Source organism: Nostoc sp. C110 (assembly GCF_043099725.1).
GTDB classification, from domain to species: domain Bacteria; phylum Cyanobacteriota; class Cyanobacteriia; order Cyanobacteriales; family Nostocaceae; genus Nostoc; species Nostoc muscorum_A.
In genome coordinates this window covers 3,151,218-3,178,015 of sequence record NZ_CP171148.1, presented here as the reverse complement: position 1 = coordinate 3,178,015, position 26,798 = coordinate 3,151,218, and the positions used below count along the sequence as shown (strand labels likewise).

At 41.5% G+C, this 26,798-nt stretch carries 20 protein-coding genes and 1 pseudogene; 8 read left to right on the top strand and 13 right to left on the bottom strand.

The window, feature by feature from the left end; all coding sequences use genetic code 11:
- Window positions 1-102 precede the first annotated feature (102 nt).
- From ACFFRD_RS19270 to ACFFRD_RS19235, 8 genes are all read left to right on the top strand, one after another.
- The gene (locus ACFFRD_RS19270; RefSeq protein ID WP_392482772.1) at window positions 103-1,224 is read left to right on the top strand and encodes a hypothetical protein; all 1,122 of its coding nucleotides are present in this window, start codon (window positions 103-105) and stop codon (window positions 1,222-1,224) included.
- A 90-nt stretch (window positions 1,225-1,314) separates the two neighbouring features.
- Window positions 1,315-2,376 carry a trypsin-like peptidase domain-containing protein gene (locus tag ACFFRD_RS19265; RefSeq protein ID WP_392482771.1) on the top strand — a complete coding sequence of 354 codons (1,062 nt, stop codon included), beginning with the start codon at window positions 1,315-1,317 and terminating at the stop codon, window positions 2,374-2,376.
- Between the two features lie 7 nt (window positions 2,377-2,383).
- Complete coding sequence (locus tag ACFFRD_RS19260; RefSeq protein ID WP_392482770.1) at window positions 2,384-3,640, top strand: hypothetical protein; 1,257 nt, start codon at window positions 2,384-2,386, stop codon at window positions 3,638-3,640.
- Window positions 3,641-3,721: 81 nt separating this feature from the next.
- Window positions 3,722-4,804 (top strand): XRE family transcriptional regulator, encoded by a 1,083-nt coding sequence (locus ACFFRD_RS19255; RefSeq protein ID WP_392482768.1) that lies wholly within the window; start codon window positions 3,722-3,724, stop codon window positions 4,802-4,804.
- The gene (locus ACFFRD_RS19250; protein WP_392482767.1) at window positions 4,792-5,706 is read left to right on the top strand and encodes an AAA family ATPase; all 915 of its coding nucleotides are present in this window, start codon (window positions 4,792-4,794) and stop codon (window positions 5,704-5,706) included. Before ACFFRD_RS19255 ends, ACFFRD_RS19250 begins: the two co-directional genes overlap by 13 nt.
- Window positions 5,696-6,805, top strand: a complete 1,110-nt coding sequence (locus ACFFRD_RS19245; RefSeq protein ID WP_392482765.1) for a VWA domain-containing protein — start codon at window positions 5,696-5,698, stop codon at window positions 6,803-6,805. Before ACFFRD_RS19250 ends, ACFFRD_RS19245 begins: the two co-directional genes overlap by 11 nt.
- A complete protein-coding gene (locus tag ACFFRD_RS19240; RefSeq protein WP_392482763.1) occupies window positions 6,796-7,434 on the top strand; it encodes a Uma2 family endonuclease in 639 nt (212 codons plus the stop codon). The genes ACFFRD_RS19245 and ACFFRD_RS19240 overlap by 10 nt, the downstream gene beginning before the upstream one ends.
- A gap of 56 nt (window positions 7,435-7,490) precedes the next feature.
- Window positions 7,491-8,777, top strand: a complete 1,287-nt coding sequence (locus ACFFRD_RS19235) for a hypothetical protein (protein WP_392482762.1) — start codon at window positions 7,491-7,493, stop codon at window positions 8,775-8,777.
- A 226-nt stretch (window positions 8,778-9,003) separates the two neighbouring features.
- On the opposite strand, the gene ACFFRD_RS19230 is transcribed toward ACFFRD_RS19235, so the two are convergent.
- From ACFFRD_RS19230 to ACFFRD_RS19170, 13 genes and pseudogenes are all read right to left on the bottom strand, one after another.
- Window positions 9,004-9,381: a hypothetical protein gene (locus ACFFRD_RS19230; RefSeq protein ID WP_392482761.1), complete on the bottom strand. Its 378-nt coding sequence runs from the start codon at window positions 9,379-9,381 to the stop codon at window positions 9,004-9,006.
- 62 nt (window positions 9,382-9,443) lie between these two features.
- Window positions 9,444-10,214: an HIRAN domain-containing protein gene (locus tag ACFFRD_RS19225; protein ID WP_392482760.1), complete on the bottom strand. Its 771-nt coding sequence runs from the start codon at window positions 10,212-10,214 to the stop codon at window positions 9,444-9,446.
- A complete protein-coding gene (locus ACFFRD_RS19220) occupies window positions 10,211-11,155 on the bottom strand; it encodes a HipA-like protein (RefSeq protein ID WP_392482759.1) in 945 nt (314 codons plus the stop codon). The genes ACFFRD_RS19225 and ACFFRD_RS19220 overlap by 4 nt, the downstream gene beginning before the upstream one ends.
- Before the next feature lie 100 nt (window positions 11,156-11,255).
- Entirely contained in the window at window positions 11,256-12,566 is a 1,311-nt protein-coding gene (locus ACFFRD_RS19215; protein WP_392482758.1) for a clostripain-related cysteine peptidase, read from the bottom strand.
- A 76-nt stretch (window positions 12,567-12,642) separates the two neighbouring features.
- The gene (locus ACFFRD_RS19210) at window positions 12,643-14,430 is read right to left on the bottom strand and encodes an Hsp70 family protein (protein WP_392482757.1); all 1,788 of its coding nucleotides are present in this window, start codon (window positions 14,428-14,430) and stop codon (window positions 12,643-12,645) included.
- A 29-nt stretch (window positions 14,431-14,459) separates the two neighbouring features.
- On the bottom strand, window positions 14,460-16,337 hold the full coding sequence (locus tag ACFFRD_RS19205; protein ID WP_392482756.1) for a hypothetical protein: 1,878 nt from the start codon (window positions 16,335-16,337) through the stop codon (window positions 14,460-14,462).
- Entirely contained in the window at window positions 16,334-17,095 is a 762-nt protein-coding gene (locus tag ACFFRD_RS19200; protein WP_392482755.1) for a hypothetical protein, read from the bottom strand. Before ACFFRD_RS19200 ends, ACFFRD_RS19205 begins: the two co-directional genes overlap by 4 nt.
- Window positions 17,095-17,520, bottom strand: coding sequence for a CHAT domain-containing protein (locus ACFFRD_RS19195; RefSeq protein WP_392482754.1), 426 nt, complete (start codon window positions 17,518-17,520; stop codon window positions 17,095-17,097). The genes ACFFRD_RS19200 and ACFFRD_RS19195 overlap by 1 nt, the downstream gene beginning before the upstream one ends.
- 23 nt (window positions 17,521-17,543) lie before the next feature.
- Window positions 17,544-18,275 carry a hypothetical protein gene (locus ACFFRD_RS19190; protein ID WP_392482753.1) on the bottom strand — a complete coding sequence of 244 codons (732 nt, stop codon included), beginning with the start codon at window positions 18,273-18,275 and terminating at the stop codon, window positions 17,544-17,546.
- Window positions 18,276-20,149: 1,874 nt separating this feature from the next.
- A pseudogene (locus tag ACFFRD_RS19185) lies at window positions 20,150-21,445 on the bottom strand (J domain-containing protein); the annotation flags it as partial.
- A 53-nt stretch (window positions 21,446-21,498) separates the two neighbouring features.
- A complete protein-coding gene (locus tag ACFFRD_RS19180; protein ID WP_392482752.1) occupies window positions 21,499-21,819 on the bottom strand; it encodes a hypothetical protein in 321 nt (106 codons plus the stop codon).
- Window positions 21,820-21,831: 12 nt separating this feature from the next.
- Entirely contained in the window at window positions 21,832-22,710 is an 879-nt protein-coding gene (locus ACFFRD_RS19175) for a CHAT domain-containing protein (RefSeq protein WP_392482751.1), read from the bottom strand.
- Window positions 22,707-26,771 carry a tetratricopeptide repeat protein gene (locus ACFFRD_RS19170; protein WP_392482750.1) on the bottom strand — a complete coding sequence of 1,355 codons (4,065 nt, stop codon included), beginning with the start codon at window positions 26,769-26,771 and terminating at the stop codon, window positions 22,707-22,709. Before ACFFRD_RS19170 ends, ACFFRD_RS19175 begins: the two co-directional genes overlap by 4 nt.
- Between the last annotated feature and the right edge of the window lie 27 nt (window positions 26,772-26,798).

Here is a 26,798-nt window from a genome sequence, read left to right as displayed (position 1 = left end):
ATTAAGCTGATTCAAGGAAGGGCTAAACCACATTCACAAAATCAGTCCGATGCCAAGAACTTTCAAAATCTCAGATTAGAACCTCACACGATCAATGAACTGGTGAAGCTGCTGCGACCTTTTTTGGAAGATGAGAGAAACCGCCGTCCTTTTCTAGTTTTGGCTTTGGGTAATGATGAACCTGTGCTGCAACACATCAGTTGGGGTGGTGCTGTGGCAATTTTTATCCCAGATATGATGTGCAAGCTTGCTGATTATGGCGAAGTAGCGCCAGGAAAACAAGCGATTTGGGCATTGTTGGAATATGTGCGATCGCAAGTAGGTGTAGATGTACAACAACATATCGATAATTTGCGTCCTCTGCTTGATGTCCGTTCACGAAGTGACTCCTTCGGAGTATCGCCCTCTTCCACCGCAACTGATACCACATCAATAGATGTCCTAGTGCAGAAAGTGCGCGATCGCCTACATGATGATATCCAACGCTCACATGGGACAATGCCAGTTTTGGGTGTTGATCATTGGGTCGATAATGAATTGCTTATATTGATGAAACATAAAATTGATAATCTTGTAGCATCAAGCAGAATAATTCAGCAATTTTTAGAGTGGATACATGAAAAATCTTGTTCATTCAAAGGTCGTATCAGGCAAACTATGGCAAGAGCTTTTTACTATGCTCTAACAACTTCTTTTGAAGGGTATATTGAGTCTCCTGATACGTTTAATAGTAGTTTGATAATGAATTTAACTGGATTTATTTATATGGATAAACCTGTTATAGCTTCTGAATCCTTTGATAATACATTTGGAAAAGCACTCGACCTTGAGAGCATATTAAGCCAACCTTCAAATGCATTTCTAGGTTTTGCTTTAAGTTTGAATTTTAGTTATGAACTTAAGCAAGCAATTCAGGAATTACTGAATCAAGTCCCTTCACAATTTATAAAAAATCAACATTTTGAATACGAGTGGTGGCAACAGAACCAACCAGAATTTATTATAAAACTGCGGATTATAATGGTTAAGTACTGTAATATTGGACATGACTGGCAATTTAGTAATCGCCAGAAGCAATTACTAAATTTATATTGGGATTATAATAAATTTATAGTTGAGTTACTCAATAAAGATAATTGTATTAGCGATCAAGTAAGAGAAGAAATAGAGGATAACCTTTTATTACCCATCGCCGAAATCGAAAAACGCAAACGTGAAAGATGAACGCGATCGCTCCGATATCAGGCTAGATTAACGAATAAATCTTGCTTTAAACTAAAAGTTTAGTAATCAGTTTCATAGGATACAGTAACCGTGACCGTACAGCTATCCACACCTGACTTCCAACGCCTTACCCGTATCGTACAGAATTTACCAGACTTTGCTAATGTGCGCGATCGCCGTCGTTTAGTCGCAGGTGCATTACAAGGTGTAGCCCAAGCAGATATTATCCTGGCGCGGTTAGATTTGGATGGTGCGCCGATGGGTGTTTCTGTGGAAGTGGTGAGATTTTTAGCTCAATTTGGACGAGTCGCTTACGATAAAGAAGCCCTTGCTGTCTTCCTCAACTATATTCAGCCTTACACTGGGGATGAAGATAAAGACTTTATCGTAGAACTATTTCAGAACTACCCGCTTGATGTTCCAGTGAGTCCTAGCCGTGGAATTGGCAACTGGAAGGGAATGGATAGTACTGCTGATATCAAAGAAAAGATTATTGGGGAAAATACATTACGCGATATTTACATTTTAAACCTGGCTCTGGAAGCCTCCAAAGCTGTAGTGCGTATTGCTACTCCCAAAGGTGCAGGTACGGGGTTTATGATCGCACCCGATTTACTAATGACGAACAATCACGTTATCAACAGCCAGGAAGTAGGGGAAAAAAGTAATTTTAGCTATAATTATCAACTGGATATCAATGGTAAAGAATGCCCAACACAGATTATTGGGGCTTTACCGGATGGTGCTTTTTACACTAACGAAGAACTGGACTATACAGTAGTAACCCTGAAAGAAGTACCCGACTTCGGCAAACCCTTAATCTTCAAAAGTAAATTAATGCGGCGAGATGACCGCGTAGCAATTATTCAGCATCCTGGCGGTCATTTGAAGAAAATCTCCATACAGAATAACTTTGTTGCTTACGCCGATAATCAGGTATTACAGTATACTACTAGTACAGAACCAGGTTCATCGGGGTCGCCTGTTTTCGATGATGATTTTCAGGTGGTTGGTATTCATCATAGCGGTGGTATGTTAGTAGAACCAAATACACAACAAAGGTATTTACGTAATGCAGGAACGAGTGCGATCGCATTGTTGAATGACCTCCAGAAAAATGCACCGGAGATTTACGCCCATTTATCGAGATAGTTAGACAATGGCGATAAGTAGCGACTTAATACAAAAAATATTACCCTTACTTAGACCCCTGATGGAGAACGAAAGCCAGCGTCGGGGGTATTTAATCAGGGCATTGGGGACTAATACGCCTGTGCAGTATCATCTGGTTTTGAACACGCCCACGAATAATTTTATTCCTAATTTGATAAATGAATTAGTTGCCTTTGGGGAAATTTCTCCTGGTAAACCTGCACTTTGTGCTTTGTTAGAAGTTATTCGTGAGGATGTAGGCGAAGACGTAAAGGTAAGTATAGATGAGCTGCTAAAGGATATTAGAGCAGAAAATATTTGTAATACATCCCGTATTTCTAATACTCTTATTCAACAAGTTGACCAATATTTATCTAATAATGCCTCAATTCCTCTGGAGAGGTTATTGCTGCAAGAGGCGAAAGATTTAGTTAAGGTTTTGCAGGGTAAAATTGATGCTTGTCCTGTAGTAATATCAACTGATAATAAGTCTCAGTGTTTGCAATGTATTGAGTATTTGGAAGCAAAAAGTGAACCATTTCTGCAAATTATTGCAAGAATTATTTATCATGACCATAATTCACAGTATGTACCATCGCTGCTTAGAGCATTCAAAATTATTGCAAATCAGGCTTTACCCTCTCAAAATAAATTTCCAGATGAAAAAAGCAGATTTATTAGGCTATATCCTTTAGCACTTGCAATATATGTAGTATTTATCTTGAGTGTTCAAGAGAATCGTAGCCAGTTACTAAGAGATATTTTAAGTATTCAACTAAATAGGCAATTAGATTCGCTTCCTAATATTCCTCTAACTTGTACTTTGACCTATCTCTATCATTATTCTGGGTCAATATTTAATACGATTTTAGGCGGTACTTATTTTGTGCCTGTGGTTGAACGAATTAAACAATTTATGGTTCCTTGGATTAATGATTTTGTACTTGATGCAGATACCGCCTTCTATCAGGGAGAATTTGTGCTTGGTCTAGCTGACATTGAAGCTAAAAAACCTGATTATTTTTCAAATGAGAACAGTCTTTCATTGAAAGGAGCTTACCTGTATCATCCCGAAGCAATTCAGATTATAGGTGAATTTATACGTAATTCTTCACAGTGGCTTATGGATTTATATCCTAATCTAGAACAATTACTTTGGAATTTTGATGCAACAGCTTCAAAATTAGATTCGGGTGATTATGGTCGTATGTATGGATTTTGTCGAAATGCCTTTGCAACTTATAGAGGTCAGTCATATTACTGAGCAATTCTAAGTCACTAGGTCAACCTTACTCTGAATTTATCGGATATTTTACGTTTTAATTTTCTTGCAGCTAGTTAAAATATGGCAATAAATAGTAACTTAATGCAAAAAATATTGCCTCTTTTCATTCAACATTTCAAAGATGAGAAAGATTGCCAATCTTATTTAACAAAAGCTTTTGGTATTAATGAAAATATATCCAAGCGTATTACTTGGAACACTTCAAAAGATATTTTTATAACTGATATGGTTAAGGTACTGGATATCTATAGCGAAATTACCCCCGGCAAACCTGCAATTTGTGCTTTACTAACAGAAATCCGTAAAGATGTCGGCGTAGATATCCAGATAAACATTGATAAAATTATTACAGAGTTTCAAGGTTTCCAAACACCAGCGCATTTACTATTTGACCTGCTGTTGCAAATGGACTTCAAATCACAGGCGCGGCTAGTTAAAAAAGTTATGGAATTACACCGAACAGCTGCTTTTTTAGTTCACGGCGAACCTTACTGCGGACAGCAACTTTTGGTAAATCGTTTGTTCCGGTTGAAGCCAGAGTGGAAAAATATCTCGCCAATTAAAATCGACGTAAGTCACAACGGTGCAGGTAGAAGTATCCCTCACCTGTGGCGACAGCTAGCATCTTGGTTTCGTTTACCGAAAGATGTAGAACCAAAGGAGATTACTCACAAAATTTGCGATCGCCTGCTAACTAAAGATGTGATTTTTATATTTTACACCGTGGATTATATGCCGCCAAAGGTTTTAGTGGCATGGCTGCAAGAATTTTGGGAACCACTGGTGACACAAGTTGAAGCAAATTCCCTTCCCACTCAACAGAATACACATTTACTAATGTTTCTGGTAGATAATAGCGGCAGTGTTTGTGAGTCAAATGTCCTGTTGGCAAAGCAATTCGATGAACCGGAGTATCCCCGCATCCCTCTGCACTTACCACCCGTTAGTCTCTTTGGGTTAGATGTTTTGGATGATTGGATTGACATGGTAACAGCGATGGAGAGTATGCGAATACCTACTGGATTAACAGCCAAAATATTGTTAGAGAAGACAGAAAACGGTGTCCCAGAATTTGTTTATGAAGAAATTTGCTGCCACTGTGGTCATAGTTGGGAAGGAGAGTTAGCGAAATGGTTGATTTAGCAAGTGTACTCATCGCCAATGGTAAGCAATATTATGCTGGCAAGCCAATTTCACCCCAAGAGTGTCATAAGTATGGGCTTTCTCCTTACTTGCCATCTTCAGAACTTATTAAAGCAGTTAACCTTGCCATTTTCTTAGAAAAACGTCCCTTACTGCTCAAAGGTGAACCGGGATGCGGTAAAACCACTTTAGCGCAGGCAGTAGCTTACGAGTTGGGTTTACCCTACGAAAGTTGGTATATTAAGTCTACAACTAGAGCCAGGGATGGACTCTACACCTACGACGCTGTTGGTCGTTTGCACGATGCTCAACTTGCTCGCATGGGGGAAGCTAGCAATTCCAAAGTCGAGAATTTAGACAATTACATCAAACTGGGGCCTTTGGGACGTGCGTTTAAAAATGAACAACGCACTGTAGTGCTGATTGATGAAATTGATAAAGCTGATATTGACTTCCCCAATGATTTGTTGCGAGAGTTGGATGAGCAGAGGTTTACGATTGAAGAAAAGGGAGAAGAAGTAAAAGCAAATTACCCTCCCATTGTCATCGTTACCAGCAACGATGAAAAGGATTTACCTGATGCTTTCCTGCGGCGTTGTCTGTTTTATTATATTCAGTTTCCTTATCCACAGTTAGCTAATATTGTCAAGTCACACTTTTTGGAATCTTCCTCTGATTTAGTAGAAGCTGCGGTGAAGCGTTTTAGCGGATTGCGGCAGAAAATGGAGAAGGGGAAAGCAGGTAAAAAAGTTAGCACCAGCGAGTTGTTGGATTGGTTTGCAGTGTTGCGGCAATTTCCTGAAGATGAGGTGTTAAAGCAGTTAGAAGGAGAAATACCTTTTCCAGAAGTTCTGTTGAAGAAATGGGAAGACCATCTGCGGTATTTGAAGTATGAAACTTGAAGAACTACCACTGTTGGATATTTTTACCAGTCTGCGACAACGGCATGGTTTGCCGTTGGGCGTTGAAGAATATCTAGTGGTTGTGCGTAGTTTAGAAGCGGGTTTTGGAATTAGCAATAAACAGGAATTAGAGCAGCTTTGCTGTATGTTATGGGCAAAATCTGAGGAAGAAAATCGCCTGATTCGTCGGTTATTTGAGCAGATGTGGAAGCAAATTGAATCGCACCCAGTAAATTTTGATTTACCTACACAAACAAATTCCCAATCTTCCTCAATAGAAACATCAATATCTGAAGAACCTTCAATTGATGAACCATTACCTGATTTAGAGACAACTCCCACTATTACGCCAGAACCAGTGCAAGCTGTCCAAGCTGTACGAAGTAGTCGCAAAGATAGGGAAATGAAACGCCCTAGCTATATGCTTTTAACAGAATATTTTCCTGTTACCAAAAGACAAATGAAGCAATGCTGGCGTTATCTGCGTCGTCCGGTGCGCCAAGGAGTAGCCACAGAATTAGATATTGAAGCAACGGTGGCAAAAATTGGGCGTGAGGGGATTTTACTCCAACCTGTACTGATGCCTCCGCGTACAAATCGCACTGATTTGGTGTTACTAATTGACCAGGAAGGCTCGATGGTGCCATTTCACGATTTATCGCGCCAGTTGGTGGAAACGGCACAACGGGGAGGACGATTGAGAACAACCAATGTATTTTATTTCCACGACTACCCGGACGAATACCTATATCGTCATCCGGCAATGCTTGATGCCAAGGCTGTTTCTGAAGTGTTGGAGGAAATTGGCGAACGAGCGGCAGTATTAATTATTAGCGATGCTGGCGCAGCACGGGGGAATTTTGACCAAGAACGGGTTGATAATACTAAGGCATGGATTGAGCAATTACAGCAGTCGGTGCGTTATTATGCTTGGCTCAATCCGATGCCTAGTGAATGCTGGCGACAAACTACGGCTCAGGAAATTGCCCGTTTTGTGCCGATGTTTGAGATGAGTCCACAGGGGATGAATGCGGCAATTAGTGTCTTGCGGGGTCGATATATTGTAGTAAAAGAGTTGGATGAATCTTTATGCTTTTAGAGTTAAGACAATTGAGGATTCAACCGGGACAGCAACTGTTACTTGAGGACGTTAGCTGGCAGCAATTTGAAAATATTTTGGCGGAATTAGGAGAACATCGCGCTGCCAAAATTTCCTATAGTCATGGTTTTTTAGAAATTATGGTTCCCTTACCCGAACATGAAAAAGCCAAAGAAATTATTGGCGATATAGTCAAAATTTTACTGAATGAACTAAGTATCAATTATGATGCTTTAGGTTCAACCACCCTAAAAAACGAAAAAATGAGTCAGGGAGTAGAACCGGATACTTGTTTTTACATTCAAAATCAAGCGGCAGTTATTGGTAAAAATCGCATAAATTTAAGTGTAGACCCACCCCCAGACTTAGCCATAGAAATTGATTTAACTTCTCGCACGCAATTAGATAATTACCAAATTTTGGGAATACCAGAACTTTGGCGATATGGAAAACAAAGCTTACAAATTAACGTCTTGCAAGGTGGAAAATATGTAGAGTCAAATTTTAGTCCTACTTTTCCAGATATTCCGATAATTGAGCTAGTAAATCAATATGTCCAGCAAAGTCAAGTTGTTGGTAGCAGCCAAGCAATTCAAGCTTTTAGAAATTGGCTGCGGGATAATATTTAATTGTGCCTTTTATTTGGAATGAGTTATTTGCAATGGCAGTCACTTGAGGTTATTTGATGCCTACCACAAACAAGGAGCAGGAAATACGAATCGCCCAAAGAAGGGTTGAAGGGTTTGCCCAGCAGTTTGGGGAAGCACACCGCAACTTGGCTCGTCACGCGGCGTTTCCTTTGGTACTTACACCCGATTTACTCTACCAAATTTGGGCAAACTTTGTCCCTGAAGCCCCTTGGACGACGGTAGCTCATGTGTTGCTGTCGCGGTTGTGTCGGCAAGTGAGTTATGAGATGTATGAGATGGATATTGCTGACCGGAATTTGTTGTTGCGGGAATTAAAGGGGGAATTTGGGCAGGAAAGATTTGATGAACTGGGGGAGTTTTTGCTGGATTATGTAGCGCAGCGACTGACTGATGATGACGCAGATACGCAGGATTTACGGGAGGCGCAGGAGTGGACGGCATTAGCTTATACTAAGCCAGATGAGGTAGCGCGGGAGTTAGCGCAGGCGTTGAGTAAAAGGGTGAACCAAGAAGATATGGGGGATATGTTACGTCTTGCTTCGTTGGTAGAAACGCTTGCAGAACCATTATTAGAAGCAGGATTTGAACCTTTTCTGATTTATATCGATGGTATAAGAAGTTTTGTCTATGGGGATTTGGAGCAAGCAGTAAGCCACTACAATCATTTACGCGAACGAGCGCCTAATACAAATATTGGTGGAGTTAGTTTAGCAATTCCTAGATATTGGAAACATCTGATTTTAATAAGAAAATTGTACGATTCTGGATTATTTAATATATTAAAACCTGGTCATCAAAAAGCACTATATAAGATATATTACGAAATTCCTAAGATTGATGAATTGTCATATGATTGGCGTGTGATTCGTAAGTTAATTTTAGGAGAAAAAATCAACAATGTGTTTATTCCTGGCTACGAAATTGCTCCCGGAATTTTCACTGGGTTGAAAGTCAACATTAATTGGGACAATGTGGACATTACGGGACCAGTTTACATTGGTGATATGACCACGATTAAAGACGGAGCGAAAATAATCGGTCCGACAATTATTGGTTCCAATTGCTGGATCTGTAGTGGTGCTACTATTGAATGCAGCGTGATTTTTGAATGGTCACGTCTGGGACCAGGAGTAAGGTTGGTTGATAAGTTGGTGTTTGGACGCTACTGCGTGGATAACACTGGTAAGGTCATAGATGTACAAGCTGCGTCTTTAGACTGGTTAATTAGCGACGCCCGTCAAGAACCTCTATCCCCAACTCCAATAGAACGGCAAGCGATCGCGGAATTGCTGGGAGTCAATTTTGATGAACAAACAACATAATTGTATTATGTTGTTGGTATAAGAGAATCTAAATTTTTATACGTACAAATATAAATTTTCCACTGAGCCTTCAACTGATATCATTCAAAATCCCAACCATACTACCTCACAAGTATAGGTTTTTTACGTGAGCTTGAATTATTGTTTGAGAAATAGGAGAAAAATCATGGATTCACACACAACTAAGAAATGTGAGATTAATAATCTGAATTAGATGTCATCTTAGCTAATCGCGTTTTAAAGCTCGTGCCTTTAATAAAATCATCATATGTTCTAATTGCTCATAAACATCTAACTCAGCTAATTCCATTGGACTGAGTGTTGCAGATCGGTTTTTCTCTAATAATTCTGACAACCGCGTTTGAGCTTGGGGTGAAGCTTTAAAAGCAATAATTTCTTCTGGAGTTGGACGCTTAATTAAAAAATCAAGAACTTCTTGATAAATTGCGGAAATATCTGTCGTCTCTGTTTTGATTGTTGGCTGAGAATTTGTTGGTAAATTAGCAACGTCTAACAATTGCCAAAGCAATTCAGGTAAGCGATTTTGCAGAGGTTCTAAACGTTGAGCTAGTTCATCAGAAATTTGAATTGTTAATTCTGCCATACATGATTCTTCATCGGCGCTATCTGGCTTGTCTTTTGTCCTAATTATAGCTTTGCTACCCTTCAAGTAGATTTTATTGCAGTTGCTATCTCTGCAATGAGGGGCTGATACTGACGACTTGAGAAGGGGCGAAAATCATTGATCGCATCGACACTCATTTTACACAACAAGCGAAATTGGAGTGGTGTTGGAGGTTGATTTACACGCTCTACCTGCACCTCTAAGTTAGAATTGTGTCGAAGCAACTCAAAAATTTCTGCAAGCAAATATCGCGGACAATAACCAACAATGTAATGGTCTTCAGTGTTTAAAATTAAAGCCTGAGAATCGTAGGGATTTTGAAATTCGTGAGCTAGCCATAACTTTTGCCCAAATTCAAGCTGATTAATCCGCTCAATCGCGCTGCTTGGCAGATGTCGCAGCCCATGCGAGAAAAAGTAAAGATGGTACTGTCCTTGTTCATCAACTTCTGGACAAGGAAAAACAGCGAGTGTATCTGTTTCTCGTTCGCCACCACTGCGGGCTAAAATTGTAATTGGGTCATTTTCATCATTCGGAATATTGAGCCATTCAATAAAACTTGAGTAATCGGGACGCGATCGCGACATTAACCGATTAGCAAACACTGGAAATAACTGAGTTGATGTATAGATTTCATCTAAGCGTGGAAAAGACGACAAAGGTTTAAAAGCAGATTTCTCTTCAGCCTCTTTTACACCTTGGGTATAGACAAATTGATAAATACCTTGGTCAAAGGTTAACCGACCAATGGTAAACCAAAAGCGACTAATAGGGTCTTGCCAAGCTAAAAATAATGTTTTCGTTGTCTTCAAGATAGTGTTTCCCTCAAGGTAAGTAGCCTGTGTTTATTGATTTCCAGAATGGACTGAGCAAAATTACTTGCTTCGGGAGAGATGCGCGAGCGGTTAATGCGATTAAAAATATCTAAAATATTGGCTTGGGAAATCTTTTCAAGTCGCGCCAACCACACACAAGCTGCTTCGGGATAGCGATTAGCAACGAGTGAGAACACATCAAAAGTTTTAAGAGTCTTTCTATCATCAACACTGCCATAAAATGCTGAGAAACATTTGTTTGCATAAGCCGCAACTGAGCGTTTCTGTCTTTGAGAGTCAGAGAGGTCGCGTCCTAAACTTGAAGCATGGTCGTAACTAGGTGCTAGGTGTTCCGTTTCTTCTGAAGTCGATGCTGTTTTCATTCGGACAATCCCCCAGTTTTCGTGGTGACGGTCTCCATTACCAACCCACACATCTAGCAGAAGATAGCCAACAAACACATCTACTGCTGTTTGGATGCCAGAGGGCGGTGTCCAATCAATGGGTAAATTTACAGATTCGCCTGCGATCGCCCTCAGCACTACATCTATTGTATGTTGAGAAACGCCGTAAGTCTCAAACGCAGGGTAGTTAGCCACAATTGAGGAAAGAAGCTCGTTACCATGAACAAGCGTCCCCCCTTGTGGTAAAAAATTGGGTGAGACTACACCGCGATACTCCTTCGGAGTCACTTCGTGAACGCCTTCCCAAGTTGAAGCCAATTCGTAAACAGCATGGGGAAGTCCCAATAGTTCGCATAATTCTGATGCGACTTTTTCTGCCCAGTCTTCCCCCAGGTTTTCTCGGCTTTGCTTATAAAGACAACGACCAAGTTCTTCGTGGTCAAACCAAAACTTATATTTGCTACCTAAAGTTTCATTTGAGGATGCTTCATAAGCTTTTTGTGTAACAAGTAAGATTGGAAATTCCGAGGTCATAAATCGAAGATATCGCAGGCTAACACTTGGAAACAAAATAATGCTATATTTTCCTATCTAACTGGGTCAAAATATTTTACTTCCGCTTGATACGCAATCCTTAAACCAAATCATTAAGCCTCTGTAAAAACTCTCCCCACCCACAACTAGCAAAATCTGACCTCTCGTAAAACTGACAATAACCTCTCATTGGCGAATAAATCGATAGCCCTTTCACACGTTCAAATCTCACCCCTGAAGTCATATTTGCTAAAATTAATTGCGGTTCAACTTTAACAATCATCAAATCCATTACTTCATCAATAATCTGGGTTAATTCATCACTATCCCCAGCATATTTATCCCGTAAAACAGTTAAAAAGTCATATAAATCTACAAAGTCACTATCCTTAAAACGCACGGCTTTACGTTGAGCATGGTACAGCGCTTTCTCAGTATAAATATCTTCTTCTACCACCAATTGACGCAAAACATCTGCCAATCTTCCCAACGCCTCAGCTAGTTTTTCAACCACTCTCAAATTAGTCGCTGATTGAGTAATTTGAGTGACACTGCCCCGCGATTCTCCCTCATAGTAACGCCCGTACTCCTGTACAATTAACTTTGCCAATACTTCCGATGTCATTTCTGGATGGGCGGTTAAATTCTGCAAAATTGCTGTGTAGGGATAACCTGTTAGGGGTTCTACCTCTTGCGATGCAACCATATAATTAGCATTTGTTCGCAACTGGTAAGCCACTTCCACCATGCCCATTAAACAGGCATCCATGCCAATTAAGCTAATTTTTTTACCTGTAATTGCTTCTGCTTCCTGAAAAGCCTGCTGAAGTTTGGCATTATCCAAGAAATCTAAGGACGAATCATCAAAAGCGATCGCTCGTGAATCTTCATCATCTAGTTCCAGCACTTCCGTAATTGAGGAAAGGAAAAAAGCACGAGACAATCTTCGATTATTTCGGGTAAGGGAACGCACTTCATCTTCACTCGCCTGCACTTGAACACCACGCGATCGCGCAAAAGCATAGATGTCATCTTCTTTCCAACCAGTACCGTGATTCCACAAAATCACCGCGTAGTTTTCTGCGGGATAATTTTCAATTCCCCAAACAATAAAGTCTCGTAATGAGCGAGGATCGCCCGTATTCTGCTCTGGGATATTTTCAATTTGCCTGGGTTCTTCTGAAGGGCGAATATATATGCGGTATGTGTGTTCGCGGTCAGATAAAGTATCAAACTGCACCAAAACAGCCACATCTGGAGTAGACCCCACAGCTTCCATCTCTGCAATGTCTTGATAGCCTTGCGCCTCCATCGGAGCCATCAAGCGTTTACCTTGAAGTTTTTCGAAAACCTTACCGTTATCTCCGGCCATGTAGACCATCATAGTCCAGCGACGATTATTTTGAGTCATGTTTTAACATTCTGCATTTAAAGTTCTTCTTTTTATACAAATCTATCGCTGCGATTACCGCAAATTCCACAAACTGTTAGTTGATGATTTTGCTTTTGAGTTCGGTAAGTAGTTCCTCTGCTTGGTTAACGTCGCGGCTATTAATAGCTGCTTTCAAGTTTTCTAAAGTTTCTAACAGTAGATTGTCAGATGTTTTATCTTGATTAATCACACGTTGCAGTCGGATTATTTCTTCTTCTAACTGAAAAATTTGATTGGTAACAGCGTCTTCATTTTTATGCACTTTCGCTTCTTGAAGTTTCTGGTCTACCTCTTGTTGAGTCAAACGATAAAAGCGGTCAAATGTCTTCTCTACAGGTTGTCCATCGGTGGTGATATCTTCTGCTAATACATGGAGAATACCATCGTGGTCAACTTTGAACATACAATTAACCCGAACTTCCCCAGCCGGACGAGTAGTAGCTAGGTTGAGAACCACTTCACCAATAAATTCATTGTCCCCTGCAATCGGTCGTTCACCTTGATAAATGCGGAAGCGGATACTTTCTTGTCCGTCGCGCTGAGTAGTAAAAGCTTGGGAACCCTTGCGCTCCTTTTTAACTGGTATCGGTTCATTGGCACAAATAATCGCATCCATCTTGCCGTTAGCTAATTCAATTCCCAAAGACAAGGGCGTTATGTCCCAGAGTTTCACCTCCTCCCGAAGATAACCACATAATCTTGCCCCCTGAACCGCCGCACCTCTAGCTACAGCTTCATCTGGATTTACAGAGTCGTTGATTGTCCAACCGTAGCGATCGCGCAATGCTTCCTTAATAGCAGGTAGTCTAGTTTGTCCACCAACTAATAACACTTGATCGATGTCTGTGGCTTGCAACTTTGCTTCTTTCAAAGTTGCATCGCAGATATCTAAGGTGCGGTTGATAAAAGGTTGCACAAGTTTTTCTAACTCAATACGAGTTAAGGTTGCTTCTAGCCCCAAATACTGTTTTTCTACAGCAAAAAGATTTGGAATACTAATTTGATACTCTGTGGCTTGAGTCAGGGCAATTTTGGCAATTTCTGCTGTTTTTCTGAATTGGGAACGCAAGCTATTATCTTTTGCAATAGGTAAATCTACATCATGCTGCTGCTTGAACGCTTTCTTCATCCAACTCATAATTGCTAAATCTAAATCATCCCCACCTAAATGGGTATCGCCGCTAGTAGCCTTTACCCGAAACAAACCATGTTCAATTCTCAGAATTGAGATATCGAATGTACCACCACCCAAGTCATAAACCGCTACTGTTTGGGGTTCTGTACCCAAGCCAAACGCTAAGGCCGCAGCCGTTGGTTCATTAATTATTCGACGAACCCGTAACCCAGCTAATTCTCCGGCTTCTTTCGTAGCCTGACGCTGAGATTCACTAAAATAAGCCGGAACAGTAATGACAGCTTGGGATATTGTTTTACCCAAAGTTGCCTCAGCATCTTCTTTCAGCTTACGCAGTACTTCGGCAGAAATCTGTGGAGGTGTAAAAATTTCTTCACCAACACGAACAGCAACTTTGCTCTGCTGCATTTCTGCAATAGTATAAGTAACTTGAGTTTGGTCGATGCGTACCCGCTCGTCACGAAAGGTACAGCCCATAAAGCGTTTTACGGAGTAGATGACTTGACTGGGGTGAGTGGTGATGAAACCCAAAGCTGATTTACCGACAATGGGTTGATTTGTTTGGGTATCGAACATCACAATGGAGGGAGTGAGGCGATCGCCTTCTGAGTTGGACAAAACTCTCGCCTGTCCTGTGTCTGGTTCCCAAATTGCGATCGCTGAATTGGTTGTCCCTAAATCAATCCCTAAAATATCTACCTCACTCACCGTCTACTCCCCTTTCAATTTTAGATTTTTTAATATGTGTAGCAACTTAAACCAGAAGGTGTACCTACCCATAATTTAGTCTCTTTATCTTCACCAGTGCTGATGGTAAGTGCTATAACTCGATTTGCCCCTAAGCCACTATTGTGGATATTAAATTCGTTGACTATTTTCCAGCCATTGCCCTGACTTAGCAGACAAAATAGCCCCCTATCTGTCCCAACCCATAAACTGCTATTGTTCTTATCCCATAGCAAGGCTGTTATGATTCGGTTCTCAAGCTCAGGTATTGGTTGCCAGTTGTCAACATTGCCTACGTACAATCCCTGACTTGTACCCACCCAAACCTGTTCCGACTCATCTCTATTAATTGCTAGTAGCGATCGCACATCTGCGCTACCTAAGTTACCAGTAATTGGAGTCAGTCGTTTTGTATCAGTTTTATATAACAACAATCCTGCCGAAGTACCTAGCCAAACATGGTCTGTGACAGCTTGGGCAATTGCTTGCAGCCATCCCCTCACAGGTAGTACTTTGTTAGAAATTACTTGTACCCAAGCTGAATTTTTGTACTGATAGAGACCATCTAACCCAATTGCCCAGTAGCGATCGCTTCCAGCAGTTAGGGTTAAAATTGGTTCAGAAATATTGGGCGCGGTTTGGAGTTCCTTCTGCTGTTTTAAGCCATGTAAACCACTACTCCAACTCGCAACCCAAACAGTTTCTTGGTCTTGGCTGGTGATGATAGCGCGGATATCTTGGCTAGCAAGTTGTCCATAGCGTCGCCAACTTTCGGTAAATAAGTCATATCGAAATAAACCTAGTGCCGTCCCAATCCATAAAATAGAACGGTCTGCAAATTGCTGTACTGACAATGCTTGCACTAAACTGCTAAAAGTGGGTGGAGATTTTTCGCGGGAAGCTAACCCAATGACATCAGGGGGATTGTCCGTTAAGTGCAAAAGTATTTGTTTGTTCTCTCCGCGCAACAGTCCATCATGAGTACCAATCCATACTTGATCGTCTCTACCTGCTAGCAAGCTGGTAATAGGTTCATTAAATCGCTTTTCTGTCAAGGGTGTCCAACCAGTTTCTGTTGCTAAACCCACCTGTCCGCCACAGGCTGCCCAAACTCCTTGCAGATGGGGAGCTAGGGCAGTAACTTCACCAGGATATGTAGTATCAATTTTGTGCGATTTGTTCGTTGATAAGTCAATGCGTACCAGTCCACGAAAAGTTCCTAACCACAGGTTTTCACCTTGACGAGCTAGCGTGAGAACATCTGGCTGCACACTGTCGGTAGTACGCATCCAACTAGCATTTTTGTAATTATAAACGCCTTGAGCATTGCACAGCCAAATATCATTTTCGTTGGTGATCGCCATTGCTCTTGGAGGAAACCCAGCAGGAGGTAATTCGATAGCGGGTTTGCGGTCTGGAGTGTTGATAGCATAAATACCGCTAGCAGTTCCAGCCCAAAGTTTACCAGTAGAGTCCAAGGTCAAACAACTTACCTTTACCTCGCCCAGGATGCGGTAAGGTCGCCAAGTATCATTTTTTAGATAATAAATTCCAAATTGTTCGTGAGCAGCCCAAACTTGACCCACACCATCTACGGTAACTGCTAACACTGAGTTACCTGGCAAACCATGTTCGCTGGCGTATCTAACAAATCGGTTTAATTCCAGCTTCCAGTGCAGTATCCCTCCCCCAGTCGCCAACCATAAATCTCCCTGTGTTGGGTCAAAAGCTAAAGAGCGCACATGGCGCTGACTTGCCAAGTTACTCCATTCTAAAAACGCTTTATCACTGGGTTGTTCTTGTTGCGGTGCAGTATCAGCAACGGGGATGGGCAAATCTTCTACCCCTACTGGCACAGGTAAATCAAGTTGGTAGTCTTTACTACTCATAATCTGTTAGTGCTGGTGATGCGCCCCCACTCCTCTTTTAATTTGTCTAACTCAGCTTGTAATTCGTAATTTTGGTCTTGCTGCTGTTCGATACATTGATTGAGAAAATTATGCCAGTGTTCTTGACTTTTTTGCTGTTGCTGCCAAAGTCCGTAACGTGCATCTTTATACAAACGTTCTGTTGCTTGCTTTAAATTTTGTAGCTGTCGGTTTAACGCTCCCTCCCAAATCTTCAGACGTTGGTATTGCTGTGTCAAGTTTTCTTGGGAGTTACGAGTTATCCAAACTACTCCCCAAGGTAATTCTTCTAAAACATCAGCTAAACTGGCAGTAGCGTCACTGCATAAACCCTGGAGATTAGCGAGCAATTCTGCATCCTCAGCGTTGACATCAGGATCTAATAACCGAAAAATATGCTCCAGTAGCATATCTTTATCAATCGCTTCTGGGTCTTTTTGTTCTTCCTGGTAGAGAAAATTATCGTTTCCTACATCCTGTTGTTGAGTATCGTCTGCATCCTGGGTGAAACGTTGAATTTGGCTACGAAGAGAGAAAATTTCTGCTTGTAAGCGCATCGAATGGCGACGTAATGCACCAACTACCGCCTGAAATTCGTTGTAAGCTGCTGCGAGATTTGTTTCTAGTGGTGCAATTGTTTCCCGTGCAGTAGTAATTGAGGAGCGCAATTGTTGCAGTTGCGTCAGTAACTTCTCTAATTCTGCTTGGGTAATTGCTGAGGTAGATGGGTAGTTTTTCATCAGGCGACACCTACTGTAGCCAGGGGTTGAGTTAGTCGATAGTAAGGCGGACTGTAAAGACCATAAGCCAGACCTAAAGGGTTATTGTACTCCTCTATAAAATATCTGCGGGTAGCTTGTAGGGCTTCCCCGATTGTCATTTGTTTATCTATAAAAAACGTATAAAATTGTTGAGCAAACGCCGCAGCAAAACGGTCGGGAACGGGACAAGCGGTTGCAATTACCGCTTCAGCACCCCGCTTAATAAACATTTGGGGTAAGTTAAAAGTTTTGCGTAAGGCATCAGTTCCACCTGCTGACTGACAGGCATTTAGAAAGACTAATGGTTGGCACTGAAATGGTTTATCTTTTTTTACCAAAAGGAAAGAGCTAGCATCTAATTTAATCACTAAGGGTTCGCTTTCTTGTACTTCATCCTTTAACAAAGTAAATAGCAGCGTATCAATATCTAGTTCTTCTGACAGACAATGACATGCAAAATGTTATGGTTAGCTTCTATGAAATAATCAAGTAGGTTTTGTCCACTTTCAACCCCTATTAATTTCCCTGCTGCCGAAAGAAGAGAGCATCGGCTATTTTGGTAACTGCGAATCAGTTTTTGAATGAGCAGCCATTCATTTTGATGAGCTTCTCGCAGCTGATGATGCAGACAAAACATCATATCTAATGGTGTGGTTCTGTCTGCCAAAAAGCGAGAAATATCTTTTTCGGGAGTAAGAATTCGAGCGGGAGTGTAGCGCAGTCCCCAAAACATTTCTGGATTAGCTTCTTCACAATTATCCCCTGCATACAGTACTTCCCAAGGAAAAAGTACCTGCTCAGAGATAAAGGTAGGTGCTGGGGTTTCGCTGCCCATCATTTTGCAACGACCTTCGATAATTTGACGAGAGCGTTCGTCTTCAAAAAATCTGCGGTAAGCTGCTAAACCCCACCTTGCCAGTTCTTTCATTTCTTGATGGTAAATTTTCGCATCTAATTTGATACTTTTGGCTTGATTAATTGCTTTTTCTAGTCTCCAAAAAGAAGCCAACACTTTGTTTGAAAATATCAGCAATTCTTCGTCTGTCGCACTTCTTTTAAACCTATGCCAATCAATATTATAATAATTTTCTTTAGGAATTACAATTTGTAAAAAAGATGCCATTGTTTGATGGCGAATAGCGCTACTAATACCGCTCATTCTTCCCTCCCATTCTCAATTTTAAGGGAAAAATTTAGGCTATGAATTGGTCGCATCCCATCTGCAAAGTACACCTGAACTAAAGCTAAGGTATCAGTAATTTCATGAGGTACAACTAGGGTAAACCAGCCTAAATAATCACCTTTGGCAGTAAGTGTCATTGTGACATGCAAATCTGGAATCACTTGCAGACCATAGGTTACGATATGTACCTGTAGATTTTCAAATACGAGATTTTCTGCTACCTCGATGACTCTATCTTCATGCCACACAGGGGGATTTCTTCGCAGAGTAACACGAAAACGAGCGATCGCACCAGGGGGCAATGGGTCATCAATTTCCCGTCCTATAGGTTCGACAATAGCATACCCATCACCAGCAACGGGACGGTAAGGACGCGCCATTGGGTCGCCAAACAGAACATAAGCTAGCCAGTCGAGGGAATCAGGTGCAGCTGTACGGGCTAACTGACGGCTAGTATAAAAAGCTTCACCCAAAGAAGTGCCAGCCCACAGACGGTTGTAGAAGCAGCTAATAAAAGCAGCTTCTACTGCTGGTTCTACAGCCCAGAGAGAACCTGTAAAGCCGCTACATCCAGCGCGGATAAAGGCGGATGCCCATGTGTTTTCTAATGCTGTCAATTCTGGAGTATCGTTTTTTACGTAACTCAAGGTCACAAATGGACGATTGCGCCGTAGGTTTAGTTTGGCGGGACGCATTTGGAGTTCTATGTCTTCTGTGTCGTTGATATTATCTAAGGTTACGGGAGCGTTACGAAGGTCTGCATCTGAGGACTGACTGTAGCGAATTAAATGCAGACCCCGTATCGCTTCAGTGGAATCATGCAATACACCTGCTGGTAAAGGCTGGGGTGGAGGTGCGCTGGGGGCTTCGAGGAGAGTAGCCCAGAGTTGGGGTTGTTCGACGTTGGCGTAGTGGGCAACGTTAACCGCACCTACGGGAAATTCGTAGGGTCTAGTGTCGTTTAATTCTTGTAGCCAACGACCAATGATGAAGCGATCGCCTAAAAATCTTTGACCATCATATAATAGTTCCCAAGGTATCCAAGCTTCTTGGTCGGCGATAATTAAAAGTGTAAAAGTAGAATTTTGGGGTATTAAAATGCGGAAATCAGTTTGTAGTTCTGTGGGTAAGATTTGCTCAAATAGGTATTGACCCAGGGAAATTAAATGAGATTTTGCCTCAGTAAGCAAACTATGGGATATATTTTCAAGTGTAGTGGCTAGCAATCGCCATACCTGTTCGAGCCAACAGATTGAAAGTACTTTTGATATATAAATGTTGTCATCAGTAAATACTGAGGAAAACTGGAAGCTTTTTAGTTGGTATTGGAATTCACAAGTGGAGTTTGTTAAGTTCGAGATTGTTTGGATGCGAAGTATGAAATCTGGTTGGGGAACGGGGCGAGGTTGGGTAGTTATGCGTTGAGGGATGAAAGTTGCTTCATCAATGTCGGCAACTTGGATTTGGGTTTCTAGTTTTGTCTCAAAGATGTCACCACGGTAGAGTTCAACGGTAATGGTTGCGTTACCTGGGCGAATAGCGGTGAGACGAAAGCGGGCGGTTTGAGTTTCTTGGGCGGTATCAGAATCGAGAAGTAGGCTGGCGGTGTTGTCGCCATTAAGTTGAAAGCCAGGAGCGGAGAGTAGTATGTTTAATTCATTTCCAAGAGCTTCATCCTGAGAAATTTGTAGTATATAACAATTATTTTCTATAATTTCAGCTTGCTTGAGATTTACTGATATTTCTATTTCTGCACCAAGAATAATTCTTTCTTGAGTAGTAGTCACAAAAATATGCTGACGGTAATTATTAATCTTTTGATCAAGTACATCCCTCACATCATAGTTAATTTCCTCATTGATGGGCAGAGCTTCCAGGTAAGCTTGTACTTGTGGGTTATCAAAATAATCTTTTAGGGATACTTGTTGCTGTGCTAAGTCGCGAAAATGGTGAAATACTTCATTTTGTAACCAGTGTTCGGTATACAGATATAAACCCGGTATCAAATCGGGCGAGTCTTGTGATTTTTCGCGAACAAAAGCTACAGCTTCATATTCTTGACTCAGTTCTAAAACACGGGTGGCCTCTTCAGTTTGTGCTAATAAAAGTGCACATAGCGATTGTTCTAAATGTACATCTTGGTGCTTACCCAAACGCATCAGCATTTGCTTGGCTTGACGGATCAAAGCTGGTTGACGCTGGACAAATCCCTGTGCTATCAAGGCATAGACTGCCAAATAAGTAGCTACAGCCGAAGGACGTTTGCTTTCGGCTTCAAATAACTTGTGCTGTTCTGCGACTGTTAAGTGGTAGCGCAATTGCTGGATAAATCGCAGGAAGTCATCTATGTTCACACCGGATTCATCATTGCCGTTGCCATCGATGCCACCGCGATCGTCTAAGATGTTCTGCAATAATTCCAACCCTTGGCTACGTTCGGTCGTGTTGGCTTCTGGTAAAGCTAATAATTCCAGAATCCGATATGGTTGCAATTTGTAAAGATCGGCCTGAATTTCTGCCTGTACACTAGTGAACAACCCTTCACGTACTAGGAGTTCTTGACCAGTTTCTAGGGATATGGCGGCATTTTCGTAGTGACCTTGCTGCCACTGTTCACGTCCTAATTCGAGACAAGCAAGGGCAACAGTGAGAACAACATCTGGATGTTCAGCACTTTCGTATATTTCTTCGTCTGCTAAATTATTACTTTTTATTACACTTTTAGTACCATTTTTATTTACCAGGTAGGGACGACCTAGTTTCAGTACAAGTTCGTATTCCCCCAACTCTTGCAAAATTAATAAAGCGCCAACTAATTCGTCTTGGGTAATTTCGATACCAAGACTCTGGGTGTCACTACCCCTTTTGGTGCTTTCTGTACGATTTTCCTGTGCTACTGCGGCAGCAGCAAGGTTATCAGGGTCATAGGCGTGGGCAAGATAAAGCTGATCGTAGGTACTGCGTTGTTTTGGATCTGATAAAACCACGTAAGCTTCTTCTATGAGTTGTTTACGAGAAGAAATTGCTGCCTGAGAATACTCACGTGGCAATTGTACAATGCGATCGCTGTATGCCTGTCGCAATTGTTCTTCACTTGCCGCTAACGGTAGTCCTAAAATTCGGTAGTAATCTAGCGGAATTCGCACAACCTACTTTCCTTATAAAGCAAATAAGCATCAATCAATTAAATAGTATTAAGCTAATATATTAAACCTGACTCTCTCACTCGATAGGTCGCCGGACTATAAACCCCATAAGCCAACCCCAACGGATTATTATACTTTGTCAAAAAATACCACCTGGTCGCCCGCAGTGCTTCTCCAATTGTCAGGATTTTAACGACTTTCTCCCCACTTATTTCATCCTCCACTACTTGTCCCCGCAGAAAAAACTCATAAAACACCTTCGCAAATGCCGCCGCAAACATATCCGGCACCGGACAAGCTGTAGCAATCACTGCCGCCGCGCCATGCTCAATAAACACCTTGGGTAAATTGAAAGTCCTTCGTAACTCATCCACACCCCCAGCCGACTAACAAGTATTAAGAAACACCAACGGCTGACAGAGAAATTTCCCCTGGCGCAACAAAAATTTGTAAGTTTCTAACTCCAAAACCAAGCCATTTTCTGTAAGTTCCTCATCTTTAATAAAAGAAATCAGCAGTTTATCCCCCAGTCTAGTCTCCTTACAATGGCAAGCAAAATGCAACATATTATGGCTAGCCTTGTAAAGATACTTAAGCAAGTCATCCCCTAACGGATCGCTTGATTTACCATTAGTCAAATTGCAAGCTGTCCCCAGCAACGTAAAGCGGTCTTTTGCTGTCAACCTCACCAAGTTTTCAATTTCTGGCCTTTCTTTTTTATGAGCATGAAGCAATCTGTGATGCAAGCAAAATAACATATCAGAAGGTTGTGCTTGCTCCAAAACATAATCTGCAATATCTTTTTCTGGGTTGAGAATCCGAGCCGGGGTGTAGCGCAGTCCCCAAAACATCTCAGGATTTCCCTGTTCGTAGTCTTCCTCACTACCCTCAAACAAAACCTCCCAAGGAAAGGGCATAACTTCAGAAACAAAGGTGGGAGCTACATTTTCATTTAGGCGACTAGTGAGGATTTTATTTGGTCTATCTTCACCAAAAAATGCTTGATAGGCTGTCCGCCCCCATTCAGCTAATTTGATTAAATATTGATGGCACAAATCCGCGTCTAATGCGAGACTTTTTTCTTTATTGAGAGTTATTCTTAAAGTATCAAAACAATCTAAAATCTCTTCTGTCAGCACTTCCAAAACTTTATTATCAGGTTTAGGAAAGCTCCACCGACCAATTGAGTAGTAATCTTTATCGATTAAAATTTCTAAGCAAGAACTAGCCAAATTTAGACCAACTGGACTGCCAATTCCTCTCATTGCGCCTCACCGTCCTGCTTAACAATATTCAGTGCAAAACGCAAATTGTGAACAGCTTCTATCCCGTCCTCCAAGTATACTTGAACTAACACTGACCGAGTTTCCATCTCAGCAGGGGCAGTAAGCGTAAACCAACCTAAATAATCTCCGGTAGCTGTACGTGTCATAAGTATTGAATCACCAGGAGTAACCTGCAATCCGGACGTGACGATAAAAACACGTAAATCATCAAAACTTAAATCTTCAGCCACTTCCATTAATCGATTTTCGTACCATACAGGAGGGGTACGGCGCAGGCTAACGCGAAACCTTACTGTGCTTCCTGGGGATACTGGGTCGTCAATTTCTTGACCTATAGGTTCCACAACGGCATAGCCCTGTCCCTGCACAGGTCGGTAAGGACGTGCCATTGGGTCGCCAAATAATACATAAGCCAGCCAGTCTAAGGATTCTGGTACAACAGTTTTAGCCAATCTGCGAGCCGTTTGGAATGCCACACCCAAAGTTTGTCCTGCCCAAATGCTGTTATAAAAAGCACTAACAAAAGCTGCTTCCACATTCGGTTGCGCCGCCCAGAGGGAACCAACAAAGGCGCTACAACCTGCTCTGACAAAGGTAGAAGCCCAGGTTTGCTCTAATGCTGTTAATTCCGCTTGTCCTGCATTTAGATAACTCAAAGATACAAGAGGATGATTGCGATGCAGACTCAACTTAGCTGGTTGCACCTCACGCTCAATATCCTGAATATCGCTACTGCTATTCACCCGCACTGGCGCATTCTGGCGGTTTGTTGTGTCCACAGATTGACCATAGCGAATTAAATGCAAGCCACGTATTGATTCAAAGAAAGTAATATCATTAAATATACCAGCTTGCATGGAAATAGGTGGCGGCGCTCCTGATGAGTGCAAAAGCTCAGTCCAAAGTTCAGGTTGTTCCACACTAGCATAATAGGCAACATTCACCGCACCCACAGGAAACTCATAGGGTCGTGATTTTTCTAACTCCCAAAGCCATCGGCCAATAATAAAGCGATCGCCTAAAAATTTCTGCCCATCATGCAACAGTTCCCAAGGAAACCAAGCATCCTGGTCAGCTAATATCAGTAAAGTGAAAGGGCGGTTGAAACCTGCTATGGTGCGAAAGGTATTTTGCAGTTCTTCTGGGAGTAAGGATTGAAATAAGTACTGACCGAGAGAAACAAGGCGAGAACGGAAATCTTCTCTAAGGCTAGTTGCTGCTTCCTCAAGGGTAGTTTTTAATAATGAGTGCGATCGCTCGACCCAAGTGGTAGAAAAAGACTGTGAGTTGTAGTCAACGTCATCCGCGAATAGCAGGCGTGGTTGATAGCTATCGATGTGATAATTGAAAGTACACGCGGAGATATCTGCGTTCCAAGTAGTACGCAATTGGAGAATTATATCTGGTTGGGGAACGGGACGCGATCGGGCAGCAATGAGTGGACGTAGTTCTGCTTCTTCAAATGCGGTAACTTCTACTTCTGTTTCGAGGGTAGTTTTGTAAGTTTCTCCACAGTAAAGCTCTGCTTTGATTTTGGTGCGTCCTGATCGCAGGGCGGTAAGATTGAAAGTTGCTGTTTGGGTTACATTAGCAGTGTCTGGATCGATGGGTAAGCTAGTGGTGTTATCGCCGTTGAATTGGAAACTAGGAGCTGTCAGAATGATATTAAATTCGCTGCCTACTGCCTCGCTCAGAGGAATTTGAAGTATATGAGTATTATCCTTATTAATCCCAGCTTGCTTGACATTGACTGATATTTCTATTTCTTCACCAAGAATTAGTACTTTTGGAGATATAGCGATTAATACTTCGTAAAGCAAACTTGTTTCTAAAAGCAGCATTTGGTAAGCACTGATGTAAGCTTGATATGCAGCTTCATCGACAAGAGTAAAAATCACCTTTTCTAATTTATTTTCATTTTCTAGATGTTTTATTACTATTTTTAAAATTTCTAAAGCCAAGTCAGATGGATTAAAACCTAAAGCACCAGTTCCCAGAGAAGGAAATGCTATTGTCCGAACATCACTTAAATTAATAGCTTTATTTAAAGCAGCATTAATTCCTTGTAAGATAGTACTAGGTCTAGCAAATCTTGCATAATTGATTGGTGTAAAGAATAAGTGACTAGCAGGCAAAGGATTGGCATCAATTACAAGTATTTCTCCAATTGATGGTCTTGGCTGACTTAATAATTTTACTGACAAACTAGAGCCTAATCTTTCATGTAGCTGTCTACCTACAGCACCAAAATCAAGATTTGTATTTATTGGTATTACAATAGCATCTACTTCTAAACTGAGAATATCTGCTCTAACAAATTCGATGCGGTTAATCATGTCACCACGTTTGATAGCTTGAGACAAGCTAAAAATTTTAGTCTGATAATAGTCAAACAGAGAATTAACATTATTAAGTTTTTCTCTAATAATTAAACATTCATTTGGAAATCGTTCGGGAGTATAAATTATAAGTGCTTTTTGATAGAAAGAAATAGAAATTTCAAGATTTTCTAATCTATTTATATTGTTTAAACTATCGCTATGTATTTTTTCACTGTAGGCATTTGCAAGATTATGACACGTACTTGCCCATTCATAAGGAAAGGCTTCACGGCTATAAACTCGTAGGGCTTGTTGAGAAGCGGCGATCGCTTGTTCTAGGTTATCGGCACGCTCACCCCCAATGCGATTGCTGTAGGCTACTGCCAGATTATTTTGTATCCTTGCCCAATCAACAGGAAAAGCGTTAAAAGTGAAAACTTTCAACGCTTGTTGATAAGCGGCGATCCCTTGCTCTAAATTATCAGCTTGATCCCCTCTATTTCTGTTACTGTAAGCATTAGCAAGATTAGCTTGCGTTCTTGCCCATTCAACAGGAAATGCCTCAAAAGTATAAATTTTCAAAGCTTCTTGATAACAAGCGATCGCCAATTCTAAATTCTCAGATCGCTCTCCTAATATTCTCTCAGAGTAAGCAGTCCCCAGATTCATTTGTGTTCTTGCCCAATCTTGGGGAAAGGCTGCGTGGGTAGAAATTTGGAGTGCCGCAGTACAAGCTGCGATAGCATTTTCGAGGTTCTCCGCCCGTTCTCCTTTGATTCTGTATAAGTAAGCAAGCCCCAGATTCAGTTGTGTTCTTGCCCAATCCTGGGGAAAGGCGGTGCGAGTATTGACAGTTAGGGCTTGTTGATAAGCAGTGATCGCCAGATCTAAATTCTCTGCCTTGTCTCCTTTGATTCTGTTGCTGTAGGCAATTGCGAGATTATGTTGCGTCATTGCCCACTCTTGAGGCAAAGCTGACTGGGTGTAGACAGTTAAAGCCGCAGTCAAAGCAGCGATCGCATTTTCGATGTTCTCTGCCCTGCCTGCTTCAATTCTATTGCTGTAGGCAAGTCCGAGATTATTTTGCGTTGCTGCCCAATCTTGAGGCAAAGCTGACTGAGTGTAGACAGTTAAAGCCGCAGTCAAAGCAGCGATGGCCTTTTCAATGTTCTCTGCCCTGTCTCCTTTAATTCTATCGCTGTAGGCAATTGCGAGATCATTTTGTGTCATTGCCCAGTCAATAGGTAAAGCTTCCCTAGTTCTGACAGTTAAAGCAGCAGTATAAGCAGCGATCGCTTTTTCAATGTTATCTGCCCTGTCTCCTTTAATTCTCTCCCTGTAAGCAATTGCGAGATTATTTTGCGTTGCTGCCCAATCTTGAGGCAAAGCTTCTCTGGTTGTGACAGTTAACACGACTTCATAGCCAGTAATGGCAATTTCCATATTGCTGGCTTTGCTACCCAAGGGGAATTGCGCTATTAGATTGCTAAATGTAAAAATAACTGCTGCTAAATATTTCGCTTTATCTGCTTTCGCTTCCCCAAGTGTATTTCTTCCCCAACGGCGCAATATTTCTGCTAACACTCCGTCAAGTTTGTCTGTATTGTTTGCCAGCAGGGGGTAAACTACCTGCGCGTTACCACTACTATCTGCGGTTGCTCGTAGTACCTCCATCAAGAATTGGTAATATGTCTGTATCTCCTCCCAGGGCAAACGCATCTAAATATAGTACACATATACTAAAAA

What these genes read in the sequence shown, in the direction of transcription:
- ACFFRD_RS19260 (WP_392482770.1), top strand. Translation starts at nt 2,384, where the DNA reads ATGGCGATAAGTAGCGACTTAATACAAAAAATATTACCCTTACTTAGA.
- ACFFRD_RS19255 (WP_392482768.1), top strand. Translation starts at nt 3,722, where the DNA reads ATGGCAATAAATAGTAACTTAATGCAAAAAATATTGCCTCTTTTCATT.
- ACFFRD_RS19250 (WP_392482767.1), top strand. Translation starts at nt 4,792, where the DNA reads ATGGTTGATTTAGCAAGTGTACTCATCGCCAATGGTAAGCAATATTAT.
- ACFFRD_RS19245 (WP_392482765.1), top strand. Translation starts at nt 5,696, where the DNA reads ATGAAACTTGAAGAACTACCACTGTTGGATATTTTTACCAGTCTGCGA.
- ACFFRD_RS19240 (WP_392482763.1), top strand. Translation starts at nt 6,796, where the DNA reads ATGCTTTTAGAGTTAAGACAATTGAGGATTCAACCGGGACAGCAACTG.
- ACFFRD_RS19235 (WP_392482762.1), top strand. Translation starts at nt 7,491, where the DNA reads ATGCCTACCACAAACAAGGAGCAGGAAATACGAATCGCCCAAAGAAGG.
- ACFFRD_RS19230 (WP_392482761.1), bottom strand. Translation starts at nt 9,381, where the DNA reads ATGGCAGAATTAACAATTCAAATTTCTGATGAACTAGCTCAACGTTTA.
- ACFFRD_RS19220 (WP_392482759.1), bottom strand. Translation starts at nt 11,155, where the DNA reads ATGACCTCGGAATTTCCAATCTTACTTGTTACACAAAAAGCTTATGAA.
- ACFFRD_RS19215 (WP_392482758.1), bottom strand. Translation starts at nt 12,566, where the DNA reads ATGACTCAAAATAATCGTCGCTGGACTATGATGGTCTACATGGCCGGA.
- ACFFRD_RS19205 (WP_392482756.1), bottom strand. Translation starts at nt 16,337, where the DNA reads ATGAGTAGTAAAGACTACCAACTTGATTTACCTGTGCCAGTAGGGGTA.
- ACFFRD_RS19200 (WP_392482755.1), bottom strand. Translation starts at nt 17,095, where the DNA reads ATGAAAAACTACCCATCTACCTCAGCAATTACCCAAGCAGAATTAGAG.
- ACFFRD_RS19190 (WP_392482753.1), bottom strand. Translation starts at nt 18,275, where the DNA reads ATGAGCGGTATTAGTAGCGCTATTCGCCATCAAACAATGGCATCTTTT.
- ACFFRD_RS19175 (WP_392482751.1), bottom strand. Translation starts at nt 22,710, where the DNA reads ATGAGAGGAATTGGCAGTCCAGTTGGTCTAAATTTGGCTAGTTCTTGC.
- ACFFRD_RS19170 (WP_392482750.1), bottom strand. Translation starts at nt 26,771, where the DNA reads ATGCGTTTGCCCTGGGAGGAGATACAGACATATTACCAATTCTTGATG.